The sequence below is a fragment of the Saccharopolyspora sp. NPDC002578 genome (assembly GCF_053592695.1).
Window position 1 is genome coordinate 35,317 of sequence record NZ_JBSFWJ010000013.1, and the last position, 24,464, is coordinate 59,780.

The following is a 24,464-nucleotide window of genomic DNA, read 5'->3' on the forward strand; positions in this document are numbered from 1 at the left end:
TTCACCAGCCGAATACCCCACCCCTTTCTCACAGGAGTTGACCGTCGTGTCCCGCGGTGCGAACGACACAGGGGCGCGAGAATTATCGAGCCTGCCGGACACTTCCGCGCCCGTTCCATTCTTCTCGCAAGCCCGCACTTTCGACCGGCTCTGGCCGGACATCAGCGCCCGCGTCGAAGCGGTCTTCGACAACGGCAAGTTCTCCCACGGCAAGCAGGTCGGCGAGCTCGAACGCGCCATCGCCGACTACACCGGAGCCCGGTACGCGATCGGCGTCAACAGCGGCACCGACGCACTGGTCCTGCTGCTGCGCGCGCTCGGCCTCCGGCCCGGCGACGAGGTCGTCGTCCCCGCTTACTCCTTCATCGCCACCGCGAGTTCGGTGGTCCTCGCGGGCGGAAAACCGGTGTTCGCCGACATCGACCCGGTGACCTACGCGCTGGACCCGGCCGAGGTCGACCGCGTCGCGGGCCCGCGGACCAGGTTCGTGCTGCCGACGCACCTGTTCAGCCAGATGGCCGACATGAGCGCCGTGTCCCGGGTGGCCGCCCGGCGGGGGCTGACGGTGCTGGAGGACAGCGCCGAGGCGATCGGGATGCGCCAGGTCGGAGTGCACGCCGGCCTGCACGGAGCGGGCGGCGTGCTCTCGTTCTTCCCCACCAAGACGCTCGGCGCGATCGGCGACGCCGGCGCCGTGATCACCGATGACCCGCGGGTGGCCGAAGTCGTGTCCGGGCTGCGCCACCACGGGCGCTTCGGCCACACCCTGGACCACTTCCCCGGCATCTCCACCGAGACCGCGCGGCCGGGCACCAACAGCAAGATGGACGACATCCAGGCCGCGGTCCTGCTCGCGAAGCTGCCCGGCCTGGACCAGGAGATCGCCCGGCGCGCGCAGCTCGCGCAGGCCTACCGGGAACGCCTCACCGGCCTGCCCGGGATCGTGCGGCTGCCGGAAGTCGTGGATCGCGGTCCGGGTTCGGCGAGCGCGTTCTACGTCTACCTGATCGAGGTCGAACGCCGCGACGAACTCGTCGAATGGCTCGCCCGCGCGGGAATCGGCACCGAAACCTACTACCCCATTCCGCTGCACCGGCAACCGTGCTTCCGCGGGCTGCATTCCGAGGGCGCCGCGCTGCCCCGCGCGGAAGCGGCCGCGGAACGCGCGGTGGCCCTTCCGCTGTACCCGGATCTCACCCTCGAACAACTCGATCGGGTGTGCTCCGCGGTGCGCGCGTTCTTTTCCGGGAGGTCCGCGTGACGCGTTCCGAGATTCCGTTCTTCCCACCGGATCTGTTCGAACACGATCGCAAGGTCATGTTGGACGTGATCCAGGATATCGGTCGAGATCCCCGACAGAAGTTCATCCTGGGCGAGCACACCCGGGATTTCGAGGAAATGCTGCGCGACGATCTCGGCGCGGGCGACGTGGTCGCCTGCGGCAGCGGCACCGCCGCGCTCGGGCTGGTGCTGCGCGCCATGGACATCGGCCCCGGCGACGAGGTCGTGGTGCCCGCGTTCGGCTGCGCGCCGCTGGCGGCCTCGGTCGTGGAGGTCGGCGCGACGCCGGTGTTCGCCGACATCGATCCGCGCACCCTCGTGCTGGATCCGGCGTCGGCGCGGCGGCACATCACCCACCGCACCAAGGCGCTCATGCCCGCGCACATGTTCTCGATCATGGCCGACATGCCCCGGTTCACCGAGCTGGCCGCGAGCCACGACCTGCGGCTGATCGAGGATTCCGCGGTGGCGCAAGGAGCCGTGCTCAACGGCACCCCCGCCGGATTGTGGGGCGAAGCGGGCGTGTACTCGTTCGTCCAGGTCAAATCGTTCGGCATGCCGGGTGAAGGCGGTGCCGTGGTGACCCGCGACCCGGCGCTGGGCCGGCGGCTGCGCATGCTGCGCAACCACGGTCAGCAGGAGCGGTTCGTGCACCAGGCCGTCGGGACCAACAGCAGGTTCGACGAGATCCAGGCCGCGTTCCAGCGCTACCGGTACGCGGGCTTCCCCGCCCGGCTCGAACGGCGGGCCGAGATCGCCGAGCACTACACCGAGCGGTTCGCCCCGCTCGCCGAGCACGGCCTCGTCGCGCCCCCGCCGGGACGCAACGGCCGGTGCCACTACGTCTACAACGTGCTCGCCGAGGAGCGCGACGTGCTGCGGGAATACCTCGCCGAGCACGGCATCGGCTCGCACGTGTACTACCCGCTCGCGCTGCCGTACCAGGCGGCGTTCCTGCCCTACGCCCCGGCGGACGAGCGATGGCCGAACGCCGAGCACGCCAGCGCCCGCGTCCTGGCCCTGCCGATCTACCCGCACCTCACCGACGCCGAGGTCGCCCGGATCGCCGATGCCGTCCGCGAGTTCGTCCGCCACCGCCCGCGCGCCGCGGCGCCGGGCGTCCCCGCAAGCTGAACGAGGAGTCCCCCCCACACGATGACCAGCGAACTGCACGCCGGACCGAGGCATCTCGACGCAGGCAGGCCGGAGAGCAAGGCGCGCAGCTACGCGCGGCTGGGCAAGCTCGACGTCTACGACTACTACCTGAGCATCCTGGTGGTCGCCGCCGCCGTGCTGCCGCCGGCCGCGGTGGGGGCCGGTTCGCTGCCGATGCTGCTGCTGTTCCTGCTCGGCGAGGTGTGCACGCTCGTCGCGCTGGTCTCGTTCGACGACGTGACCGGATTCCGCGACGGCAGCGACATCGCCAACTACGGGCCGAACGATCCGCTGCGCAAGAAGCTGCGCAAGCCGCTGGTCGCGGGCACGCTCACCGACCGGGAGGCGCTGCGGTTCGGCTGGGCCGCGGCGGCCGCCGGGGCGCTGCTGTGGGGAGGGGCCGTCGCGCTCGCCCCGAACCGTCCGATGTGGACGATCGTGGTGATCGCGGTGACCTATGTGATCGCCTTGCAGTACTCCTACGGGCTCAAGCTGAGCTACCACGGCTTCCAGGAGGCGTTCCTGGTCGCGCTGGGCACCGTCCTGGTGCTCGCCCCGTACGGGCTGGCCACCGGTGAGTTCTCCGGCTTCCTGCTGGTGCAGGCGATCCTGTTCGGCCTCGGGCCGCTCATGTTCGGGGTCTACTCCAACACCAACGACGTCGAGGGCGACCGGGGCGTCGGCCGCCCGACAGTGGCCGCGCTGACCACCGCGCGCGGCAACGCCCTGTTCATCGGCGCGTTGTCGCTCGGCGAGTTCCTGCTGGTGCTCGGCGCCTCGCTCACCGGGGTGGCGCCGTGGTGGTTCGTGGTGCTGCTGCTGCCGGCGAGCGCGCTGCGCGCCCGGCAGTACCACCTCGGATTCCGGGCGCACGACATCATGCGCGCCCGCAAGCTCGGCTTCCGGGTGCACCGGACGTACGTGCTGCTGCTGGTCGTGGCGAACCTGCTGATCACCCTCGGACTCGTCGGGGGGCTCGCCCGATGAGCACCGATCTGGACGTCGCGGTGGTCGGAGCGGGCATGGCGGGGCTCGCCGCCGCGACCGAGCTCTCCCGCGCCGGTCTCGACGTCCGCGTGTACGAGTCCGCCCCGCACGTCGGCGGCCGGACCGCGAGCGTCCGGGTCGACGGCTACACGATCGACGCCGGAGCCGAGCAGCTCTCCCCGCGCGGCTACCGCGCGACGTGGGAACTGCTGGCACGGCTGGGGATTCCCGAGCACGAGGTCCCGCTGATCAAGAGCCCGATCGCGATGTGGCGGGACGGGCGGGCGCACGCCGGGGTCGCCGATCCGCGCGGCCTGCTCACCGGCGCCGGGCTCTCCCCACTGGCCAGGGTCGACCTGGCCAAGTTCCAGCTGTGGCTGGCGCGGCGGCGCGGCGAGTTCGACACCGACGACCCGCAGCGGACCCCGCTGGCGGACACCACGGTCGCCGAGTTCGCGCGCCGCTTCCACCCCGACGTGCACGACTACCTGCTGCAGCCGGTGGCGGGCACCTTCTTCGGCTGGGACACCGAGCGGTCCTCCGCGGCGGTGATGCTGTCGCTGCTGCTGGCCGTCGGCGACGCCTCCAGCTGGCGGACCTACCGCGGCGGCATGGACACCTTGGCGCGGCGCCTCGCGAGCCGGCTCGACGTGCGGACCGGGCAGGAGGTGCACCAGGTCGTGTCCACCGGCAACTCGGGTCGGCTGCGGGTCGGCTCGGAGAGCATCACCGCCCGCGCGGTGCTGCTGTGCGTGCCCGCACCGGTGGCGGCCCGGTTGCACCCGGGAGCACCGGAAGCGGAGGGCGACTTCTTGCGCGCGTGCTCGTTCACCCCGGCGCTCAAGGTGAGCTGCCTGCTGGACCGGCCGCTGGCACCGGCCGCCGGTGCCCCGCCGTACGTGCTGCTGACCTCGCAGGCCGAGGAGGACGTGCTCTCGGCGATCCTGTTCGACCACCAGAAGCACCCGGACCGGGCGCCCGCCGGGGCGGGACTGCTGACCCTGATGCCGAACCCCGCGACCACCGCGGACCTGCTGGGCCTGCCCGACGAGGAGATCATCGCCCGGCTCACCGGCGCCGCGGCCCGGTACCTTCCCGACCTGCCCGCGGCGAACCGCCGCAACTTCGTGCACCGCCACCCGCACGGTCTGCCGGAGGCCACGCCCGCCGCGCTGGGGCTGCGCTCCCGGTTCATGGCCCGCCGGCTGCGCCCCGTCGACTACGCCGGGGACTGGGTGATGTTGCGCCCCGCGAGCGAAGGCGCCGTGCGCGCGGGCGCGCTCGCCGCCTCGCGCGTGCTGAGCAGGCTGCACGCACCGCTGAGCATCCCGACCCAGGCTAGGAGCCGACGCGTTGAAACCGCATGACATGGGTGTCCTGTTCGACGAGTGCGCGCGGCGGCACACCGCGACCACGGTGCGCCTGGACCGGCCGTTCGACATCGCACCGGACGGCGGGTCGACGTACGCGGTGGACGAGCTGGCCGAACTGGTGCGCACCGCGGCGGGGTGGCTGGCGGCGGCCGGGGCCGGGCGGGGCGACCGGGTGGCGATCGTGAAGGACAACCACTGGGACTACGACCTGCTGGCGTGCGCGGCGGTGCGCGTCGGCGCGATCCCCGCGCAGATCTCCGCGCACCTGTCGACGGCCGCGTTGGAACAGCTGCTCAAGCGGCTGGACGCGGCGGTGCTGGTCACCTCCGGCGGGGTGGCCGCGAGCTGCGCGGAGGACGGGCTCGACCTGGTCTCCGCGGCACGCGCCACCCTGCTGCTCGACGGGTACGCGCCGGGCGCGCTGTCGTTGGACGACGTGCGCGGGCAGCCCGCGCCCGCACCCCGGTTGCGCCCGGACGACGACCCGCTGGTGATCAACCACACCTCCGGCACGACCGGCGTGCCGAAGCTCGTCGCGCACTCCACGCGCACGATCATCGGGCAGCTGGCCCGGTTCGAGTCGACCCGGATGCCGCGGATCGGGGTGCGCCCGGACGACACGGTGGTCAACGCGAGCTCCTACGCGCACGGGCGGACGTTCTGCTGGACCGCGGTGGCGCTGAGCATGGCGCCGCGGGACCTGGTCATCCTCAGCCGCCCGGAGCCGGACCTGGCCGATCCGATGCTGCGCGCCCACCCGCCGACGATCGTGGAGGCGCTGCCCGCCGCGTACGTGGGGTTCCGGCCGCTGACCGAGCGGCTCGACAACCCGTTCCGGCGGGTGCGGCTGTTCATCAGCACCTACGACGCGGTGCACCCGCCCACCGTCCGCACCTTCCTGAACGCCTCCGCCCACCGCAGTCCGCTGTGGATGCAGGGGTGGGGGCAGACGGAGACGGGACCGCTGACCTTCCGCTTCCACACCCGGCGCTCGCTCAACGGCGCGAAGAGCTCCTCCGCGCGGCACCTGGGCTGGCCGGTGCCGGGGCGGACCCGGCTGCGCGTGGTGGACCCGGACACCTTCGAACCGGTCCGGCGCGGCGATCCCGGCCTGGTGCTGGCGCGCACCGCCGCGCGCTGCCTGGACTACCCCGGCGAATCCGAGCGCTGGGAGGCGAAGCGGCGCGGCCCGTGGTGGAACACCGGCGACATCGGCGTGCACCACCGCGACGGCCACGTCTCGTTGCTGGACCGCGAAGTGGACCGGACCCCGCAGCTGAGCTGCCTGGAGACCGAGGACGTCCTGGAGGACCGGATCCCCCAGGCGCAGGAGTGCGTGGTGCTCGGGAGGACGGATGAGCCGCCGCTGCCGGTGGTGGTGACCGCCGACGGGACGCTCCCGACCGGTGCCTGGCGCCGGGCGATCCGCGGGCTGCCGACGATGCAGGAACCGGTGCCGCTGACGTGGGAGCAGGTACCGCGCACCGGCACCGGCAAGGTGCGGCGAGCGCTGCTACTCGAACAGCTCACGGGTGACACGGACCGGCCTGGAACCGGACGTTGGACCTAGATCCGCCCGGAGGCGGCGCGGGGAGCCGGGTAGCGGTGCTCCCGCCGCATGGCCGATCTTCCGCACTGCCGCGCCGCGCGGGATCGCCGTCCTCGCCGCAGCACCGGCGAATCGGCCGACGGCCACCTGTGAATCGGCTTCGACGAAGGAGAAAGGGGCGGGTGGTGACCTGCACCTACGTGTTCGACGACCGGCACGTGCACGAGGAGGACTGGCACCGCTGCCTGAGCGCGGCACACGACCCGCTCACCTTGGCGCGGCTGGCCGAGACCGGTGTCGGTGCCGGGTGGCGCTGCCTCGAAGTGGGAGCGGGCGCGGGTGACGTGTCGGTGTGGCTGGCGGATCGGGTCGCGCCCACGGGAAGCGTGCTGATGACCGACCTGCGGCCGATGCGGGAGTCGCGCGGGAACCTGGTGGTGCGCGAGCACGACGTGGTGACCGATCCGCTGCCGGTGGAGAGCTTCGACCTGGTGGTGGCCCGGCTGGTGCTGCGGCACCTGCCCCAGCGGGAGGCGGTGCTGGCCAAGCTGGCGCGGTCGCTGAAACCCGGCGGCTGGTTGCAGATCGACGAGTTCGACACCTCCTACGAACCGCTGCTGCTGGCCGCCGACGAGGACTCCGCCCTGCTCTACGAGAAGTTCCTCACCGCGAAGGCCGTCGTGATGCGCTCCGCCGGGGTGGACGAGGAGTGGGGGCGGCGGGTTCCGCTGGCGATGCACCGCGCCGGTCTGGTCGACGTGGACCCGAGGCCGCACGTGCAGCTGCGGCACCGGGGTTCCGCGGACCTGCGGCTGCTGGTGCACCGCCTCGACCACATGCGGGACGGGCTGCTGGCGGCGGGGATGACCGAGGCCGAGCTGGTGCGGGTGCGGGCCGTGATGCTGCATCCGGAGTTCCGCGCGGCGTCGAGCCTGATGTACTCGGTGCACGGCCGGAAGGCCGGTCGATGAGCACCGCCCCGGTGTCGGACCGTGCGGTGGCGCACGTCGCCGCGGACGTCCACGCGCGGCTGACCACGGCCGTCCCCGACGACGCCGCGCGCTGCGGGATCGACTGGTCCGGGCCGGTGCGGGCACCGCTTCCCGACGAGGCTGCCGTCCAGGCGGCCTGCGGAATCATGCACGTGCACGGCCGGGCCGCCGGACTCCCCGTCGCGCTGGGCGTGGACTACGCGTCGGTCGTAGCCGGAGTGCTGGCGGCGCAGGGCACGCTGGCCGCGGCGATCGCCCGCGCTCGGGGGGCCCACCGCACCGAGGTGCGCACGTCGGTGGCGCAGGCCGCGCTGCTCAGCGTGCAGCAGTACCTCGCGGTCGCGGACGTCGACCCCGACGACGACCCGCAGCGGCCGGAGGGTGTGCGCCCGCCGTTCACCACCTCCGACGGGGTCCGCTGCGAGCTGGAGACGCTCGACGCGGAACCGTGGTTGCGCTTCTGGCGGGCGCTGGGCGCGGACAAGCCCGCCATCGCGCACGGGTGGTGGCCGTTCCAGCAGCGCTTCGGCACCGCGCGCTGCGCGCTGCCCGCCGAGTTGCACGAGGTCATCGGTCGCACCCGGTACGCCGAGGTGCGCGCGGCGGCGGCGGATTCCGGCGTCGCGGTGCTGCCGGTGCGCGAGGACCCGTCCTCGCCCTGGGAGGTCGCGGCAGGCACCAGCGCTCCGCTGCCCGCCGCGCCGGCGCGGGACTGGGGCGTTCCGGCCGGTGCGCCGCTGGAGGGGTTCGTCGTCGTCGAGTCGACCCGGCGGATCCAGGGACCGGTGGCCGGGCACGTGCTGCGGATGCTCGGCGCGGAGGTGATCCGCGTCGAACCTCCGGGCGGCGACCCGATGCGCGGGCTGCCGCCGATGGCCGGGGACTGCTCGGTGCGCTACCGCTCGCTCAACGACGGGAAGCGGACCGTGGAGGTGGACATCAAGTCGGCCGCCGGGCGCCGCGAGCTGAACGACCTGGTGGCGGGCGCGGAAGTGTTCGTGCACAACTGGGCGCCGGGCAAGGCCGCGCAGCTCGGCTTGGACGCCGACGACCTGGTGCGCGCCAGTCCCGGATTGGTCTACGCGCACGCGTCCGGCTGGGGCGACGCGGCGGGGCCGAATCCGCCGCTGGGCACCGATTTCCTCGTGCAGGCGGGCAGCGGGCTGGCCGCGGCGCTGACCCCGCCGGGCACGCCCGCCGCGCCCTCGCTGATGACGCTGACCGATGTGCTCGGCGGCCTCGCGTGCGCCTGGGGCGTGCTGGAGGGCCTGCTGCGGCGGGTGCGCACCGGTGAGGGATCGCGAGTGGACACGTCGCTGCTGTCCGCCGCGAGCCTCGTGCCCCGGCCGGCACGACGGCCCGCGCCGTGGTCGGGTCCACTTCGGACAGAGGACGGTTTCCTGGTGCTGCCGCGGGAGATCGGACCCGACATCGCGAAGGCCGTGTTCGATTCCGGCATCGGCGACGTCGCCGACCGATGCCGGACGCGGCCCACCGAGACCTGGACGCACCGGGGCGCGGAGGTGGGCGTCGACCTCACCCCGGTGTGCACGGACCTGCGCTCGCTCGCGGCCGACGACCGGTTCCGCGCCGCGCTGGGCCGCGCCGAGCACCTGCACCCGTTGCCCCCTTGGGAGTTCTCATGACCCACGACCCGATGCCCGAGACCGTCCTCCCGATCGGTGACCTCGTCCCACCAGAGCTCCGCGAGCACTGGGTGCGCGCCGGGCACTGCCCGGACCGCGACGTGCACGCCCTGTTCCGCGAGCGGGTCGCCGCCCACCCGCACCGGGACGCCGTCATCGACGCCACCGGAGGGGTGCTCGACTACGCGGGCTTGGACCGCGAGGTCGACCGGATCGCCGCCGCGCTCGCCGAGGCGGGCATCGGCCCAGGCGACATCGTCGGCATCCGGATGCCCAACGGGCGGCGCATGGTCGTCGCCGAACTCGCCGTCGCCGCCGTCGGCGCGGTCGTGCTCGCCTACCCGGCGGGCCGGGGCAGCAAGGACACCCGCAGCCTGCTGGGCCGATCCCGCGCGGCGGCGGCCATCTTCGGCACCGTCGACGACGCCGAGGACGCGCGCGCTCTCCCCTGCCTGCGCCGGATCTTCACGTTCGGCGCAGGCGAATCCGGGCCGCGCTCGCTAGACGACGCCCCGCCCGCTCGCTGGGCCGCCCGGCCGCAGGACGCCGAAGCACCGGTGCGGATCCTCGTCACGTCCGGCTCCGAAGCGGAACCGAAGATGATCGCCTACTCGCACAACGCGATGTGCGGTGGCCGCGCGAACTACGTGCGCGCCCTCGCGGAGGCGGTGCGGCCGGACCGGCCGATGCGGGCGCTGATGCTGATGTCGCTGGCCTCCTCGTACGGTTCGTGCGCGACCCACGTGGCGGTCGCCGCGCTGGGCGCGACCCTCGTGCTGGCCGAGCGCTACGAGACGGCCGCGGCGCTGGAACTGGTCGCCCGGCACCGCCCCACCCACGTGTTCGGGGTGCCGACGATGCTGCGCCGCCTCGCCGATCACCCGCCGGTCCCGGCCGAGGACGTCTCCAGCGTCACCACCGTCGTCTCCAGCGCCGCCCCGCTGTCGGAGGTGACCCGCCGGGCCGCCGCGGAACGCTTCGGAGCTCCCGTGATCAGCGTGTACGGGTCCTCCGACGGCATCAACTGCCACACCGCCCGCGCCCCCGACGCTCCCGGCGCCGGGTTCCCCGACCCGTCGGTCGCGGAGATCCGCGTCGTCGACGAGGCCGAGCGCGACGTGCCCGCGGGCACGAGCGGCGAGATCCTCGCGCGCGGCCCGATGACGCCGCTGAGCTACGTCGCCGATCCCGACCTCGACGCCCGCTACCGCACCTCCGACGGCTGGGTGCGCAGCGGGGACCGCGGCGTGATCGACGAGTTCGGCCGGTTGCACGTGCTGGGCAGGTTGCGCCAGGTCGTGTCCCGCGGCGGCTTCCACATCAGCCCCGCCGAGGTCGAACGCGAGATCGCGGCGCATCCGTCCGTCGTCGACGTGGCCTGCGTGGGGGTGCCGGACGACGACCTCGGCGAACGCCTGTGCGCCTGCCTGTGCCACACCCCCGGCACCGCCGAGCCCACGCTGCCCGAGCTCACCGCGTTCCTCGAAGCCGAGCGCGGGCTGGAACGCCGCAAGCTGCCCGAACTCCTGGTGGTGCTGCCGGAACTGCCGCTGGCCCCCACCGGGAAGGTGTGCCGCCGCACCGTCACCGCGCTCGCCAACGAGCACTCGCTCACCAGCACCCCAGGGGGAATCCGATGACCACGTCCAGCGCGACCCGCCTCGACCTCGATCAGATCACGCCGCAGCACCTCAGCGCCCTGCACCGGCTCGCGGCGGAATCCGGTGCCGACGCCCAGGAATCCGGCTTGGACCCGATCCTGCTGGAACTGGTGCGGCTGCGCGCCTCGCAGCTCAACGGGTGCGAGTTCTGCACGATGCTGCACTCGCGGCTAGCCCTCGAGAACGGGGAGACCGAGCAGCGCCTCGCGGAACTGCCCACCTGGGCGGAGTCGGCGCGGTTCGCCGGGCACGAGCGGGCGGCGCTGCTGCTCACCGAGTCCGTGACGCGGCTGTCCGGCGGGCAGGTCCCCGACGAGCACTACCGGCCCGCTGAGGAGCACTTCGACCGGTCCCAGCTGGCGCACCTGCTGTGGACGATCACCCTGATCAACACCTTCAACCGCCTCTCGATCGGCACCCGGCCGTCGGTGAACTGAGCGGGCGCGGCGTTCGGCGGCCCGATCATCGGGGACGTCCGTTGTGGACGTCGCCGTAGACCACACCGGCCTGGAAGGACTCCTGGACGTTGCCGTGGACCGTGTTCACGAACTGCTGCGACACCTCGGGCAGTTGGTGCGAGCCGACGGTGCCGGTCCCGGCTCCGGTCTCGGGTTCGGGTTCGGCGGCGAGCGTCGCGAGGTGGGCCGCGACGCTGCGCGCGTCGAAGTCGGCGACCCGCACCCACGCCTCAGCGGCGTACTCCTTGTTGCGCACCGGGAACCGGCTGAACTCCCCTTCCCGCAGCACCCGCAGGTGGTCGCCGCTGAAGGCGATCCGCTTCGCGTGATCGGAGACGATCAGCGCGGTGTTCACCTCGTCGGAGTCGCCGATCTCGCGGCAGCGCGCGATCAGCTCCTTGAACGCGGGCGCGTCCAGCATCCGGGTGAGCGCCGTCTTCGCCGGGTAGTAGCCCGGGACGACACCGACCGGGCCGGTGTCGACGGCGATGCGCAGCCGGATCTCCGGCTTGCTCAGCCGGTTGCGCCGGGCGGCGGCCCGATCCAGGTACTCGGCGGCGTCGAGCACCGAGCCCAGGTGCGAGCCGGGCAGCGTGAGCAGCACGCCGTCTCCGGTCGATTCCCGGTCGAGCACGTCCGCCGCGCCGAGGCCGCCGTGGTGCAACGCGGTGTCCACCAGGCCGTCGACGGCCGGTGCGATCGCCTCGGTGTGGTACCCGCGGTTGCTCGCGGACTCGACCACGTCGACGGCGAACAGCGTGCGATTCTCAGGGACCAGCGACACTGCATACCTCCAGATGGGTGACTACGTGAAGTCACACAGTCTGGAGCGCGCACCGGAGCCGTTCTCCCCCATATCCGGGAGAACTAGTGATCGCTCCGGTTGCCGCGGATCAGATCTCGCACGCCCGGGGCGTCGAGGACGGTGAACGTCCGGCGGCCGGTGCTGATCAGCCCGGCGTGGCGCAACCCCTTCAGCGCCGATTCGACCTGCTTCTGCGAGGCGGCGACGACCCCGGCGATGTCCTGCTGCGTCAACCCGTCCACCCGCCGCCCGGAGCCGGTGGGCCTGCCGAAGTGCTCCGCCCACTTCAGCAGGTGCAGCGCGACCCTGGTCAGCACACCGCGGCTCTGCGCGACCTGGCGGTCGTCGAAGTTCTCCTGGCGCTTGCGCCACGTCTCGTTGAGCAGGTCGCGCACGGCCGGGCGGTCCTGCATGTCGCGGAACACCTCCGCCGACACCCGCCACGCGTGCCCCGCGCTCAACGCGACGACGCTCGCGGTGCGGGGCCGCGCGTGCACGGCACCCATCTCCCCGAGCAGATCGCCCGGCCCGGACACCCCCGCCACCGGCTGCCCGCCCTCGGCGTCCGGAAGCACGATCTTGACCAGGCCCTGCCCGATGAGCAGCACGTCGGTCGCCGGTTCGCCCGCGGTCATCAGCCGATCGTCGCGGTGGAACGCGATGAGCGTGCCCGCACCTTGGAGGAGCCGTTCGCCGTCACCTGTACTCACGATCGACGATTCTGCAAGAAGTGCGGCCCGGATTTCGATCATCCACTCGCGCGGAGCACCGGAGCCACCCGCTCGGCCCAACCAGCCCCCGGAATATGCCGCGGTGGGGCGGGGTTCAGCAGTGGTCGAAGACGTGGGCGGGATCGTCCGGACCGACCAGGTCGTGATCGCGCAGGGTCGTGGTCGCCGGGGTCTGCGGGTCGGCGCAGACCTCCGGGAACGTGCCGCGCAGGTCGTCGGCGTATTCGACGTCGAGCACGCCGGCGCCGTAGACCGCCGCGTAGTCGCCGCACTCCTCCCAGCGGTGGCAGCTCTCGGTGACGACGAAGTCGAATCCCGCCTCGTCCTTGCCGCGGGCGCCGAGCTCGGCGGAGTTCTTCTGCGCCACCGCGAGCCCGGAGCCGTGCGCGACGTCGGCGAGCAGCTTCGCCATCGCCAGGTTGTCGTCCTCGGTCAGCAGATCGCCGGACCTGCTGTAGGAGTCCAGGTTGTCCAGCTCCACCGAGTCGAACCCGCGCGCCGCGCAGCCCTCGACGGATTCGCCGATGATCTCGGCGAGGCGGGTGCGGTGCTGCTCGGTGGAGGTGTCCAGGATGAGCTCGTCGGGCCAGCCCGGATCGCTCACCGGTTCGCCGTCGGGCCCGGAGAGCACCAGGTCCCGGCGCTCGTCCAGCCACAGCTCCCGATCGCCGGGCTGGGACTGGAAACCGTTGACGTAGCAGATGTTGTGCAGTCCCGGCGCAGGTTCCGCCGTGCTGTCCCGCGCGACCACCGTGACGCCCTCCGGCGGCGGATACGCGCCGCCGAGCTGGTAGTCCAGCACGCCGTCGGCCGGCGGAACGGACAGCGCGGGAGCGGTGTCCTGGGTCGCCGACACCGGCCGGACGGCCGGGGAGTCCCCCGCACCCGTCGTCGTGCCGCAGGCGGCGAGCACGACCGCGCCTGCTCCGATCGCCGCCAGCGCGCGCATCCGTCGCGCAGTCGGGCCACAGTGGTTGCTCATCAGGGCGGGTCCTCGCAGCTTCCGGTGCCCCGGCACGATCCGCCGCGGCGCTCGGCCGGGACATTACCGCGATGATCACCGGATGCCCTGGTGCGCACGGAGCATCCGCGCTCATCCACCTGGACATCCGGCCGCGGCGGCAACCACCCGCCCCCTGCGGCGCGAGCGGACACCGCAGGGACGGCACTGCTCTCGACGCCACCGCGCCCGCGCTGATCGACCTCGATCCGCCGTCCGGCTCCAGATTTCCGGCTTCCGGTCAAGGAATTCGCATCAAGTCCACTCGAAGGGTGGGTCCGGCGCGGGGGACCGTCATGCCGATCCCGAACGGTGGTCACACCCGTGCCTCATCGACGACGCAGGGAGTGTGCGATGCACGACGGATTGGTCGATCAAGTTCGCTGGCTGGTCGACGAGCAGGCCCCGCAGGACCCCGATCTCGCCGCCTCCCACCTGGACGTGCTGATAGCGGCGCACGGCAGAGCCGACGTGGCCGCGGCGCTCGCGGTCGTGGCCCCGGTCGAGATCGCCGGTCTCGTCCGCGAAGGGCGCTGACGGAACTCCTCGCCTCGACGCGGAAATCACCGCGACGCCACGTCCACCCGAGCGGGGCGGTCCTCGACGACCGGTTTCGCGGTCCGGGCCAAGTGCTCGTAGACGAGGGCCGCCCCCGACAGCGCGATCGACAGCACCACCCACGGCGCCGCGCCGGACACGGCGAACAGCAGCGTGTGCAGGCCGGGCCCGATCGCCGCCGCCACGCCCCACACCAGCTGGTAGCAGGCGCCGTAGCGCCCCGAGTCCGCCCCGCCGGCGAATCCGAGCACGATGACCATCGCGACGGCGCCGAACAACGCCTCGCCCAGGCTGAACAGCAGGATCAGCACCGCCATCACCGCCACCGCGGTCGACGGGCCGCAGCCGCCGAGCACCAGGAAACCGCCCAGCGCCACCGCCAGCAGCACCGCGGCCTGCGCCATCAACCGCATCGGGTCCCGTCTCCGGCCCCACCACAGCGCGACGGGCTGGAACGCCGGGATCGCCACGCACGAGAGCACGTACGCCACCGGCGGCAGCCACAGCGGCATGCCCAGCCAGCGCAGGTAGATCGGCAGGATCGAGTCGAACGCGACGCTGGCGAGGGTGAGCGCGAGAGTCGCCCCGGTGAACGCGAGGAAGCGCCCGTCTGCGAAGACCCCGCGATAACCCCGACCGCCCCGCTCACCGCCGGGCTCGCGCACCCGGACGGCGCGGGCGCCGAGGCGCCAGAACAGGTAGCCGGACAGCGCGAAGCCGACCGCGTTGAGCAGCGGGATCAGCGTCCAGAACACCGGCCCCACCCGGTCTTCGAGCGCCGCGCCCACCGCGACCGCCAGCGCCCCGAGCCCGAACCCGAGGGTGCGCAAGCTGTTGAGCAGCGCGAACATTCCACGACGCGCCTGCTCGCCGCGCGCGACCCCGGCGACGAGACCGCCGTGGGCGGCCCAGTAGAGGCGGTCGCCGAGGCTCACCCCGAACGCGATCATCGCCACCGCCACCGGAGTGTCGGCCCACAGGTACGCGGGGAAGACCAGGGCGCGGATCGCGCAGCTCAGGGTGGCGGCCGGGTACGGGCCGAACCGGTCGGTGAAGGTGCCGACGGCCAGCCCGCCGAGCACCAGCGCGGTCACCGAGCCCGTGCTCAGCGCGGCACCGGCCGTGGACAGCTCCATGCCGCGCCCATCGGTGAAGTACAGCAACGAGAAGGTGACCCACACCCCGGCGCCGAGGGTGTCGATGACCATCGCGGTCATGAACGCCCCGGAACCCGCTCGGCGCGGGCGCACCACGGCCCCGGGCCGGTCCGGGCCGGCCACGTCCTCGCTCATCGAGCCTCCTGCGATCGCCGGTGGTGCACTGCGCACCCGCTCACGCCGCGCCGAGCCGGCCGAGCGAGCGGCGGCTCGGCGCGGATCGGATCTCGGCGGGGATCGCGGCAGGGGCGCGATGCGATGGCGGGCGCGGTCGCCCGCTGCGCGGATCGAGCGGAGATCCCACGACGGCGTCGTCGTTCCGGTTTCGGGCACACCGGGTCCGGCGGCGCATTTCGCCGCTCCCGGCCGGGATTTCCGCGATGATCGCTTCCGCGCGGTTCCACGCTAACCACAGCGGAGCGCCGAAATCCAGGGCCGTCACACCCTCGGATCAAAACCGCCGGAGAACGAGATGGATCACGGTTGCGAGATACCGTCGCGAGACCGTCCGAATCGGATTCAGCGCCGCCCGACAACCGTCGTTCCGATGTGTCACAGACAGCTTTCACCAGCATGTATGAAGTGATCGCCGCAGGTCCGATCCCGCTCCACGCGCATTCTTGACACACGGCCGACGACCGCTGATCGATTTCAAGAGCGGAACATCATCCATCGAATCCGAACATCATCCGCAGCACTGCAAATTCACCTTACCCGGCGAAATGAATCATCAGCGAGCACATCTCGATACCGCCACCGCAACCAACGGCGGCGAAACCACGGGGAATCCCAGGAGCACACAGCGATCCCACCGGAAGAGATCCGACCGGCACGCGGGACCTCGCACGCCGAACCGCGAGAAGTTGATCAAGATCCATAGTGGACCTCTCGCCGACCGGGCGCCCCGCACCACCGCCGACCTGCGACGGGTCCGGACGACGTCGAGATCTTGACTGATCAAGTGCCGCGTTTTCCGTACCACGAAAGCCCGTCGCCGCACTTCCGACCGGCCACAGTGGCGCCCACGCCATGCCCGACCGGCGGCGATACCGGGTCCGATGTCGGCGAGACGATCTCGGTCCCTTACCCTCTCGCTCGTGAGGGAAGAACGAACGACGCTGCACGAATTGGTCGACCAGCTACCGGACGACCGCCTGGGGCAGGCCCTGTCCCTGCTGGAGAAGCTGGTCAGCGTCTCGCTGCGCCGCAACTTCAAGACCGACGACAAGCCGGACCCGCACGACCAGCGGTGGACCACATCCTGATCGTCAACTCCACTGTGGAGCGTTGAGCGGACCGCGGTGGCCGGACCACCGCGGTGGCGCGCGGGATCGCGGATCCCAGCGGCTTCCTCGCGAAGAAGGCGATGCCAGGCGCAGAGGTGCGTGCCACCTCAGGACGCCGCGCCGCATCGGACCGGGGGCAGCGAGGAAGCCGCCACCGCCCCGACGCGCCGTCCGCTCGACGAAGACCGCCTAGCGCGACGCGGCGGCTCCGCCGGCGGCCTTCTCGATGACGGCTTTGATCCGGTCCATGTTCGTCCGCGTCATCGCGTTGATGCGGGCGGTCATCGCCGCGTCGTCGAACGGGGCGTCCGCGCGCATCGTGAACTCCTGCACCCAGCGCAGCACCGTGCCCGCCTCGACCTCCTGGTAGGTCCAGTGCAGGTCCATGCGCTCGAACGGGCCGGTCTCCAACCGGCGCGCCCGCACGGTCCGCCCGTGCACGTCGAGCACCCGGCGCGACACCCAGCTCCACGACCGGCCCTCGGCGTCCGGGCGGGTGGTGAGCCGGAAGTCGATCGTGTCGCCGTCGCGGCGCAGCACCTCGGACCGGGCGTACTCGGCGAACAGCTCGGGCCAGGACTCCACGTCGTTGGTCATGTCCCACACCAGGGGCAGCGGTGCCCGCACCGTCACGGAGTTGTCCGTGCGCGCCACGTCAACGCACCCCCTCGTTCACGAACCGGAGCAGCTCGGCGGGCGTGCCGAGCTCGACGACGGCGTCCTCGGGAACGGTGATCCCGTGGGTACGCCGCAGCGTCGCCGCCACTTCCAGCAGCGCGAGCGAGTCGTACCCGAGCTCGTCGAAGCGGAGCTCCAGGATGTCGCCGTCCAGATCGGCCAGTTCGGAATCGCCCGCGGCGGCGCGGATCGCGCGCACCAGGTCGGCCTGCGTCAACCTCATCAACTGCCTCCTCGAATCCCGTTTCCCGGCCGCGCCGGGGCCGGCGCGGCTCGACCCGTCACACCGCGCTCAGCACCAGCGCGGAGTTGAACCCGCCCTGCCCGCGGGCCAGCACGAGCACGGTGCGCAGCGGCAGTTCGCGCGGCGCGTCCAAGACCAGGTCCAGCTCCGGCGGGACCGAGCGGGCGCCGATCGTCGGCGGCAGCACACCGTCGCGCAACGACAGCAGCGCCGCGACCACGTCCAGCGGCGCGCCTCCGGAGTCCAGCCGACCCGTCATGCTCTTCGGCGCGGTGACCGGCACGCCCGCCACGCCGAACACCTCGCTGAGCGCGTCGATCTCCACCCGGTCGCGGTCGGGCGAGCCGTCCGCGTCGGCGAACACCGCGTCCACCGCGCCCGCAGGCACCCCGCCGTCGCGCAGGGCCAGCCGGATGGCCCGCGCCAGCCCCGGCCCCCGCCCGCTGCCCGGCGGCGGGTCGAACGTCGCCGCGTGCCCGCTGATCCGGCCGTACGCCCGCCGCGCGCCGCGCTCGGCCGCTCCCGCCGCGGACTCCACGACCAGCGCCGCACCGCCCTCACCGGGCACCGATCCCGTGGCGCGCTCATCGAAGGGCCGGTACGCCCACCTCGGATCGGGCTCGGTGCTCGCACCGCCCATCACGGACTGCGCGGCCACGCCCCACGGGCACACGGAGGCTTCGAAGCCGCCGGTGAGCACCAGCGAGTTCGTGCCCTTGCGCACCATCCGCGCGGACTGCGCGATCGCGTCCAGGCCACCGGCCTGCCCGGAGACGAGCACCGAGGAAGCGCCGCGCAGGCCGTGGCGGATCGAGATCTGGCCGGTGTTCACCGCGTAGAACCAGGCGAAGGACTGGTACGCGCTGACCCGGTCCGGGCCCTCTCCCCACAGCTTGCCCAGTTCCCGCTGGCCGAACTCGAAACCGCCCGCGGCGGCGGCCGTGACCACGCCCAGGTCCGCGCCGAGTCCGGGGCGCACGTCGGCGTCGGCCACCGCCCAGTCCGCGGCGGCCAGCGCGTAGCGCGTCATGCGGTCGGTCTGCGCGAGCAGGCGCGGCGACAGGTAGCGGGCCGCGTCGAAGTCGAGCACCTCGCCCGCGACCCGCACCGGGTACGCGGAGGCGTCGAACCGGCTGATCGGGTACAGCCCGCTGCGGCCTTGCAGCGTCGCGTCCCAGTAGTCCTCCACGCCGATGCCGTTGGGCGCTACCGCTCCCATCCCGGTCACCCACACCGCACCGCCCCGGCTCATCGGTCCCCCCTGGTCAGCACCACGGCGCTCTGGAACCCGCCGAAGCCGCTGCCGACGCTGAGCACCGCGTGCAGCTCCGCCTCGCGCGGATCGCCCGGCACGTAATCCAGGTCGCACTCCGGGTCGGGTTCGGCGAGGTTCGCCGTCGGAGGGATCACGCCGTGCCGCAAGGCCAATGCGCAGGCCGCGATCTCGATCGACCCGATCGCGCCCAGCGAATGCCCCACCTTCGATTTGATCGAGCTGATCGGGACCCGGTGCGCGGCGGCGCCCAGGCTGCGCTTGATCGCCGCGGTCTCGTGCCGATCGTTCTGCTTGGTGCCCGAGCCGTGCGCGTTGACGTAGTCGACGTGGTCGAGCCCCGATTCGCGCAGCGCGGCGGTGATCGCCCAAGACAGTTCGCGGCCGTCGGGCCGCAGGCCCGTCATGTGGAAGGCGTTGCAGCGCCCGGCGAATCCGGCGATCTCGGCGTGCACCCGAGCACCGCGCCGCAGTGCCGCGGCGCGCTCCTCCAGGACGAACGCGGCGGCGCCCTCCCCCAGCACGAACCCGTCCCGCCGCAGATCGAACGGGCGCGCCGCGTGCGCCGGGTCGGCGTTGTTCGCCGACGTCGCCTTGATCGCGTCGAAGCAGGCGACGGTGATCGGCGAGATCGGCGCGTCGGCGGCCCCCGCGATGACGACCTCGGCCCGCCCGTCGCGGATCAGTTCGGCACCGTGCCCGACGGCGTCCAGCCCGGAGGTGCATCCGGTGGAGATCAGCGCGACGGGGCCTTCCGCCCCGACGTCCCAGGCCACTTCGCGGGCGATGGCCGAGGGCACCTGGTAGTCCCGCAACCGCGGGGAGGCCAGCGCGTGGTCGACGAGCCAGGTCGAGCCGAACGAGGACACCCGCTGGTGGTCGCGGTCCAGGCCGATGGTGGAGCCGACGGCGCTGCCGATGCTCACGGCCACCTCCGCCGGGTCCGGCCGCGCGAGGTCCAGCCCGCTGTCCCGCACTGCGTCGCGGGCGCAGGCCACCGCGAACGAGGTCACCCGGTCCCACTCGGCGGCGTCGCGCGCGGTGAAGCCCTCCGCGCCTGCGTCGAAGTCGACCTCCGCGGCGACCCGGGAGCGGAACGGCGCGGGGTCGAACGCGGTGATGGTGCGGGTGGCCGTGCGGTCGCTGGTGAGCAGCTCCCAGAAACCCGCCGTCGCGTGGCCGCCGGGAGCCCGCACTCCCATGCCGGTGAGCACGACCCGCCGCTCGGCGCCGCTCATCTCTCCGATCCGTCCGCTCGCGGGCCGACGCGCATTCGCGGCGCAGGATGAAAACGATTCGGTCGCATTGCGGGACGTCGACTCCGGGGCAATTCACGCGTTCGCATGGCCACCTCTGGTGAATGAGACTTACTCACGCACTTCGGCCGGGCCGGAAACCCGGTGGAACGATTTCCCGGAAACAGCCGAGGAAGCGGATGAAGCGGCGCGCGCTTCGCGGGGGTTGAACGCCCCGAGCTGGATCCGGCCACGTCAACGGTGACGGGCGAGCCGTGTCCCGAGTTCCGCGCATCGCTCCCGGCGCATGGCGAACGCCAGAAATCGCCGCGACTGCGTTCCGGACGATCAACCGCGGCGAATCGGACTCCGGCGACACTGGATCAGAGGCTAGCTCCCGACCCCGCCGGAACAGCACGACCAACCGAGTGATTCACCGAACAATTACTTTTTCTCCCGGAAGAATCGGAGATTTTCGGCGGCCGCTCCGATTCCATATCACCGCGACCGGATCAGTCCCGCGCCACCAGCCGCCACAGCGACACCGTCTCCGCCGAACGGGCCTCGTGCAGCGGGTCGGTCGGATCCGCCGCCCTCGGGTGCCGCGGCGGTGCGTCGCTGCGGCCCGCGACGGCCAGCCCGGCCGCGTCGATCGCGCTCAGCAGCTCGTCCCGCGAGCGCAGCTCCAGCAGCTCGGCGAGGTCGGAGAGCACCAGCCACCCCTGCCCGCCGGGCTCCAGGTGCGCGGCGAGCCCGTCGAGGAACCCCCGCAGCATCCGGCTGCCCGGGTCGTAGACGGCGCGCTGCAAGGCGGCCGACGGCTTCGCCGGAACCCACGGCGGATTGCACACCACCAGCCCGGCCCTGCCCTCCGGGTAGAGATCGGCCGCCGCGACCTCGACCCGATCCGCCAGCCCGAGCGCGTGCACGTTCTCCGACGCGCAGGCCAGCGCGCGGTCGTCCAGGTCCGTCGCCACCACTCGCGGCACCCCGCGCCGCGCCAGGATCGAGGCCAGCACGCCCGTGCCGGTGCCGACGTCGAACGCGGTCGCCGCCTCCGGCAGCGGTTCGGCGGCCAGCAGCTCCACGTAGTCCGCGCGCTGCGGCGCGAACACCCCGTAGTGCGGGTGGATCCGAGCCCCCAGCGCCGGGATCTCGATCCCGTTGCGCCGCCACTCGTGCGCCCCGATGATCCCGAGCAGTTCCCGCAGCGACAGCACGAACGGCTCGTCGGCCGGGCACCCCGCGGCCAGGCAGGCCTCCCGGATCTCCGGCGCGCGCCGCAGCGACAGCTCGCAACCGGCCTCGACGGGGATCAGCACCATGCCCAGCAGCCGCGCCCGCTGCGCCTGGCGCTGGCGGTGCCGGTGGAAGGTCTGGGCGACGGTGTCCATCGCGGGCAGCGGTTTGCGGTCGACCCGGCGCGCCATCGCGGTCAGCAGGTTGCGCGCGTTGTGGAAGTCGCCGCGCCACAGCAGGGCCGTACCCTCCGCCGCCTGGCTGTGCGCGTCGTCGGCCCGCACCCGGTCGTCGCCGACCAGCACGCGCCGCGGCGGGGCGGCACCGTTCTCCGAGCGCCAGATCGCGGAACGCGGCTCGCCTCGCTCGGTCCATTCCAGCGTCGGCAGAGGAGTAGTCAGCACCGCGTCTCTCTTTTCACCTGATGTCCGGACCCACCATCGTAACTGTGCTGCCCAGGGACAACGCCGCCAGTGCACCCCAGCCCGCCACCGCACCCGGTGATCTTGATCGAGGTCTCCGCCCGCTGCTGATCAGCGCGTGCCGCGCCCTCGGCCCGGCCGACTCCGGCGGGACCACTCGCTTGGGGGCATCGCGGCGACCGGCGTGCTGCGTACGGTGCGGGACGGGGGTGATCCGCGTCGTGCCCGGAGCTGAGGACTCACCGCAACGTTCTCGCCCCGCCCCCGGCCGCCCACGACCGGAACCACCAGTCGCGCACCCGCCGCACCGGACCGCGACCCATCCGGCTCCGTTCCCCGACGCCGCCACGAACATCCCGCGCCCGCCGATCGGCGAGCCGCCGGGACTCCCGCGCCGCCCGGGTCCGGCGCCGCGCGGCGAGGAGGTGTCGGTGCGTTCGGTGTTCGACGTGTCGTACCAGGAACTCCCGGCGCAGGCCCGAGAGCTGTACCGGCGCTTGGGCCTGCACCCGGGTCCGGAGTTCCACGTGACCGCCGCATCGGCCGCCGCCGGGTGGAACGGAACCGCGCTGCGCGAACCGCTGGACGCGCTGCTCGGCGCGAACCTGCTCCAGGAAGTCCGCGCCGACCGCTTCCGCTTCCACGACCTGATCCGCGCGCACGCCGCGGAGCGCGCAGCAGCCGAGTGCACCGCCGAGCAGCGCCGCGACGTGGTGCTGCGGATCGTCGAGCACTACCTCCGCCGCGCCCGCGCCGCCGCCGAGCTGTGCGCCCCGCGCCTGCCGGTCGCCGCCTACGACTTCACCCACCCCGCACCGGATTCCGCTGATTTCACCGGCCCCCGGGAGGCGCTGGACTGGCTGGAGACCGAACGCGCCAACCTGGTCGGCGGGGTGCGCGCCGCCGTCGGGCACCGCCTGCCCGCCACGGCGTGGCAGCTGGGGCACGCGCTGTGGCCGCTGTTCCGGTACGGCGGTCACCACGCGGACTGGCGCACCGTCGACGAGCTGTGCCTCACCGCGGCCCGCGAACTCGACGCCCCCGAACGCGAAGCGAGCACCGCGCGCAGGCTCGCGGCGCTGCACCACCGGCGGGGCGCGTGGGCGGAGTCGGCGCGGCTGCTGGAGCGCTGCGGCGAGCTGTGCGCCGCCACCGGGGACGCCTTCGGCAGCACCGACGCACACGACGCCCGAGCGGTTCTCGCGCTGGCGCAAGGCGATCCGGCCACGGCCCGCGCGTGCGCGCTGCGCGCCGAAGCGGGTTTCCGCGAGCTCGGCTTCCCGCGCGAGGCCGCGCTGGCGCTGCTGCTCGCCGGACAGGCGGAAGCGTCGGCCGGCGACGGACTCGATCACGTGCGCGTCGCCGAATCCCGGTTGCGGGAGTTCCGCGACGTGGACCCGTTCAACGCGGCGCGCGCCCGGATCGCGCTCGGCACCGCGCTGCTCGCCGCCGGTGCGCTCGCCGAAGCGTCCACCGCGCTCGACGACGGGGCGGCCGCGATGACCGAACTCGGATCCTCGACCGGGCAGGCGCTCGCGCACCGCGGACTCGCCGATCTCGCCGCCGCACGACGAGATCCGACGACCGAACGGCTGCACCTGACCGAGGCGGTACGGCTGTTCGACCACCACGGCGACGCGGCGGCGGGGCCGCTGCGGGACCGGCTCGGCGATCTCACCGGCCCGGCGTGACCCGCACCGGGTACGGCTCCCCCCTTGTCGACAGGTCTCGGACCGCGCGGCCCATCTCGGCTCGTGCCACGGCGCACGGTTCCCCGCCGGGGAAGCGACCGGGACGGCGCGGGCGTTGCACCGTGGCATGAGCCTGCACTTCTCCCTGATGGGGCCGGTCCGCGCTCGGCGCGACGCCGACGAGATCCCGCTGGGTCCGCGCCAGCAGCGCGCGGTCCTGGCGGCGCTGCTGCTCAACAACGGCCTCCGGGTGAGCAACGACCAGCTGATCGGCATGGTGTGGGACGACCCGCCGCCGAGCGCGGTGATGGCGGTGCGGACCTACGTCTACAAGCTCCGCAAGCTGCTGCCCGAACTGGAACTGGCGGGCAAGGACGGCGGCTACGCCGTCCGGGCCGAAACCGCGGACGACGGCACGGGGGAACCGCTGGAGGGCCTGCACAACCGGTACTTCGACGCTCAGCGGGTCAGGCTCACCCAGCGGCGGCTCAAGGCCGTGGAGGACAGGCTCGAACGCGAGCTCGACGCCCTGGAGCTGCGCGACCACGTCCACGCGAACCCGCTGCGGGAGCACGCACACGCCCTGCTGATGTACGCGCTCTACCGCGACGGCAGGCAAGCGGAGGCGCTAGACCAGTTCCACGAGGCGCGAACGCTGCTCAACGAGGAGCTCAGCATCGAGCCGGGCCCGGAGCTGCGCGAGGTCCACCGGAAGAACCTCGACGGCACGGCGAAGCACGTCGCCACGCCCGACCGGCTACCCCCGGAGCTGCCCGATTTCACCGGCCGGGCACGGGAGATCGCGCGGCTCGTGGCGGCCCTGCCCGGCTCGGTCGGCATCACCGGCATGCGGGGCAGCGGGATGACCGCGCTGGCGTCGAGTCGATGCTGGAATCGCTGGCCGACGTGCACCTCGTCGAACCGGTCGTGCTCGGCCGCTACCGGCTTCCTCCGTGCTTCGTGCGCACCTTCTTCGGCGCGAGCGCCGCGGCCACGTCTTGAACAGGCCGTACATGGCGGATTCACGTCCCGATGAGGGGACG

General features: G+C 72.9%; 22 protein-coding genes. 13 read left to right on the forward strand and 9 right to left on the reverse strand.

Annotation, left to right across the window (positions count from 1 at the left end; all coding sequences use genetic code 11):
• Positions 1 to 37 precede the first annotated feature (37 nt).
• The 9 genes from ACWD38_RS09125 to ACWD38_RS09165 all read left to right on the forward strand — a co-directional run bounded on the left by ACWD38_RS09125 (position 38) and on the right by ACWD38_RS09165 (position 11,081).
• A complete protein-coding gene (locus ACWD38_RS09125) occupies positions 38 to 1,261 on the forward strand; it encodes a DegT/DnrJ/EryC1/StrS family aminotransferase (protein ID WP_450123794.1) in 1,224 nt (407 codons plus the stop codon).
• Positions 1,258 to 2,415 carry a DegT/DnrJ/EryC1/StrS family aminotransferase gene (locus ACWD38_RS09130; protein ID WP_450123795.1) on the forward strand — a complete coding sequence of 386 codons (1,158 nt, stop codon included), beginning with the start codon at positions 1,258 to 1,260 and terminating at the stop codon, positions 2,413 to 2,415. The genes ACWD38_RS09125 and ACWD38_RS09130 overlap by 4 nt, the downstream gene beginning before the upstream one ends.
• Positions 2,416 to 2,436: 21 nt before the next feature.
• Entirely contained in the window at positions 2,437 to 3,423 is a 987-nt protein-coding gene (locus ACWD38_RS09135; RefSeq protein WP_450123796.1) for a UbiA family prenyltransferase, read from the forward strand.
• Entirely contained in the window at positions 3,420 to 4,790 is a 1,371-nt protein-coding gene (locus ACWD38_RS09140) for a protoporphyrinogen/coproporphyrinogen oxidase (RefSeq protein ID WP_450123797.1), read from the forward strand. Before ACWD38_RS09135 ends, ACWD38_RS09140 begins: the two co-directional genes overlap by 4 nt.
• A gap of 1 nt (position 4,791) precedes the next feature.
• A complete protein-coding gene (locus ACWD38_RS09145; RefSeq protein WP_450123831.1) occupies positions 4,792 to 6,366 on the forward strand; it encodes an AMP-binding protein in 1,575 nt (524 codons plus the stop codon).
• A gap of 164 nt (positions 6,367 to 6,530) precedes the next feature.
• Positions 6,531 to 7,316: a class I SAM-dependent methyltransferase gene (locus ACWD38_RS09150; protein ID WP_450123798.1), complete on the forward strand. Its 786-nt coding sequence runs from the start codon at positions 6,531 to 6,533 to the stop codon at positions 7,314 to 7,316.
• A complete protein-coding gene (locus ACWD38_RS09155) occupies positions 7,313 to 8,983 on the forward strand; it encodes a CoA transferase (protein WP_450123799.1) in 1,671 nt (556 codons plus the stop codon). Before ACWD38_RS09150 ends, ACWD38_RS09155 begins: the two co-directional genes overlap by 4 nt.
• Positions 8,980 to 10,623, forward strand: a complete 1,644-nt coding sequence (locus ACWD38_RS09160) for a class I adenylate-forming enzyme family protein (protein ID WP_450123800.1) — start codon at positions 8,980 to 8,982, stop codon at positions 10,621 to 10,623. The genes ACWD38_RS09155 and ACWD38_RS09160 overlap by 4 nt, the downstream gene beginning before the upstream one ends.
• Positions 10,620 to 11,081: a carboxymuconolactone decarboxylase family protein gene (locus ACWD38_RS09165; RefSeq protein ID WP_184479470.1), complete on the forward strand. Its 462-nt coding sequence runs from the start codon at positions 10,620 to 10,622 to the stop codon at positions 11,079 to 11,081. Before ACWD38_RS09160 ends, ACWD38_RS09165 begins: the two co-directional genes overlap by 4 nt.
• 25 nt (positions 11,082 to 11,106) lie before the next feature.
• On the opposite strand, the gene ACWD38_RS09170 is transcribed toward ACWD38_RS09165, so the two are convergent.
• From ACWD38_RS09170 to ACWD38_RS09180, 3 genes are all read right to left on the reverse strand, one after another.
• Positions 11,107 to 11,886, reverse strand: coding sequence for a hypothetical protein (locus ACWD38_RS09170; RefSeq protein WP_450123801.1), 780 nt, complete (start codon positions 11,884 to 11,886; stop codon positions 11,107 to 11,109).
• A gap of 83 nt (positions 11,887 to 11,969) precedes the next feature.
• The gene (locus ACWD38_RS09175) at positions 11,970 to 12,617 is read right to left on the reverse strand and encodes a cyclic nucleotide-binding domain-containing protein (RefSeq protein ID WP_184479471.1); all 648 of its coding nucleotides are present in this window, start codon (positions 12,615 to 12,617) and stop codon (positions 11,970 to 11,972) included.
• 115 nt (positions 12,618 to 12,732) lie between these two features.
• Positions 12,733 to 13,620, reverse strand: coding sequence for an endo alpha-1,4 polygalactosaminidase (locus tag ACWD38_RS09180; RefSeq protein ID WP_246456800.1), 888 nt, complete (start codon positions 13,618 to 13,620; stop codon positions 12,733 to 12,735).
• Between the two features lie 372 nt (positions 13,621 to 13,992).
• Here ACWD38_RS09180 and ACWD38_RS09185 point away from each other — a divergent pair, with 372 nt between their 5' ends.
• On the forward strand, positions 13,993 to 14,175 hold the full coding sequence (locus ACWD38_RS09185) for a hypothetical protein (RefSeq protein ID WP_450123802.1): 183 nt from the start codon (positions 13,993 to 13,995) through the stop codon (positions 14,173 to 14,175).
• 26 nt (positions 14,176 to 14,201) lie between these two features.
• On the opposite strand, the gene ACWD38_RS09190 is transcribed toward ACWD38_RS09185, so the two are convergent.
• Positions 14,202 to 15,488, reverse strand: a complete 1,287-nt coding sequence (locus tag ACWD38_RS09190) for an MFS transporter (RefSeq protein ID WP_184479473.1) — start codon at positions 15,486 to 15,488, stop codon at positions 14,202 to 14,204.
• Between the two features lie 962 nt (positions 15,489 to 16,450).
• On the opposite strand from ACWD38_RS09190, the gene ACWD38_RS09195 reads away from it, so the two are divergent.
• Complete coding sequence (locus tag ACWD38_RS09195; protein ID WP_184479474.1) at positions 16,451 to 16,618, forward strand: hypothetical protein; 168 nt, start codon at positions 16,451 to 16,453, stop codon at positions 16,616 to 16,618.
• A gap of 210 nt (positions 16,619 to 16,828) precedes the next feature.
• On the opposite strand, the gene ACWD38_RS09200 is transcribed toward ACWD38_RS09195, so the two are convergent.
• The 5 genes from ACWD38_RS09200 to ACWD38_RS09220 all read right to left on the reverse strand — a co-directional run bounded on the left by ACWD38_RS09200 (position 16,829) and on the right by ACWD38_RS09220 (position 21,709).
• Positions 16,829 to 17,293 carry an SRPBCC family protein gene (locus tag ACWD38_RS09200; protein WP_184479475.1) on the reverse strand — a complete coding sequence of 155 codons (465 nt, stop codon included), beginning with the start codon at positions 17,291 to 17,293 and terminating at the stop codon, positions 16,829 to 16,831.
• 1 nt (position 17,294) lies between these two features.
• Positions 17,295 to 17,540, reverse strand: coding sequence for an acyl carrier protein (locus ACWD38_RS09205; RefSeq protein ID WP_184479476.1), 246 nt, complete (start codon positions 17,538 to 17,540; stop codon positions 17,295 to 17,297).
• Between the two features lie 58 nt (positions 17,541 to 17,598).
• Positions 17,599 to 18,813 (reverse strand): beta-ketoacyl synthase N-terminal-like domain-containing protein, encoded by a 1,215-nt coding sequence (locus ACWD38_RS09210; protein WP_184479477.1) that lies wholly within the window; start codon positions 18,811 to 18,813, stop codon positions 17,599 to 17,601.
• Entirely contained in the window at positions 18,810 to 20,072 is a 1,263-nt protein-coding gene (locus ACWD38_RS09215; protein ID WP_450123803.1) for a beta-ketoacyl-[acyl-carrier-protein] synthase family protein, read from the reverse strand. The genes ACWD38_RS09210 and ACWD38_RS09215 overlap by 4 nt, the downstream gene beginning before the upstream one ends.
• 509 nt (positions 20,073 to 20,581) lie before the next feature.
• A complete protein-coding gene (locus tag ACWD38_RS09220) occupies positions 20,582 to 21,709 on the reverse strand; it encodes a methyltransferase (protein ID WP_450123832.1) in 1,128 nt (375 codons plus the stop codon).
• 452 nt (positions 21,710 to 22,161) lie between these two features.
• Here ACWD38_RS09220 and ACWD38_RS09225 point away from each other — a divergent pair, with 452 nt between their 5' ends.
• Together ACWD38_RS09225 and ACWD38_RS09230 are read left to right on the forward strand one after the other, a co-directional pair.
• Complete coding sequence (locus ACWD38_RS09225) at positions 22,162 to 23,421, forward strand: hypothetical protein (protein ID WP_450123804.1); 1,260 nt, start codon at positions 22,162 to 22,164, stop codon at positions 23,419 to 23,421.
• A 127-nt stretch (positions 23,422 to 23,548) separates the two neighbouring features.
• Complete coding sequence (locus ACWD38_RS09230; protein WP_450123805.1) at positions 23,549 to 24,457, forward strand: AfsR/SARP family transcriptional regulator; 909 nt, start codon at positions 23,549 to 23,551, stop codon at positions 24,455 to 24,457.
• The last annotated feature ends 7 nt before the right edge of the window (positions 24,458 to 24,464 follow it).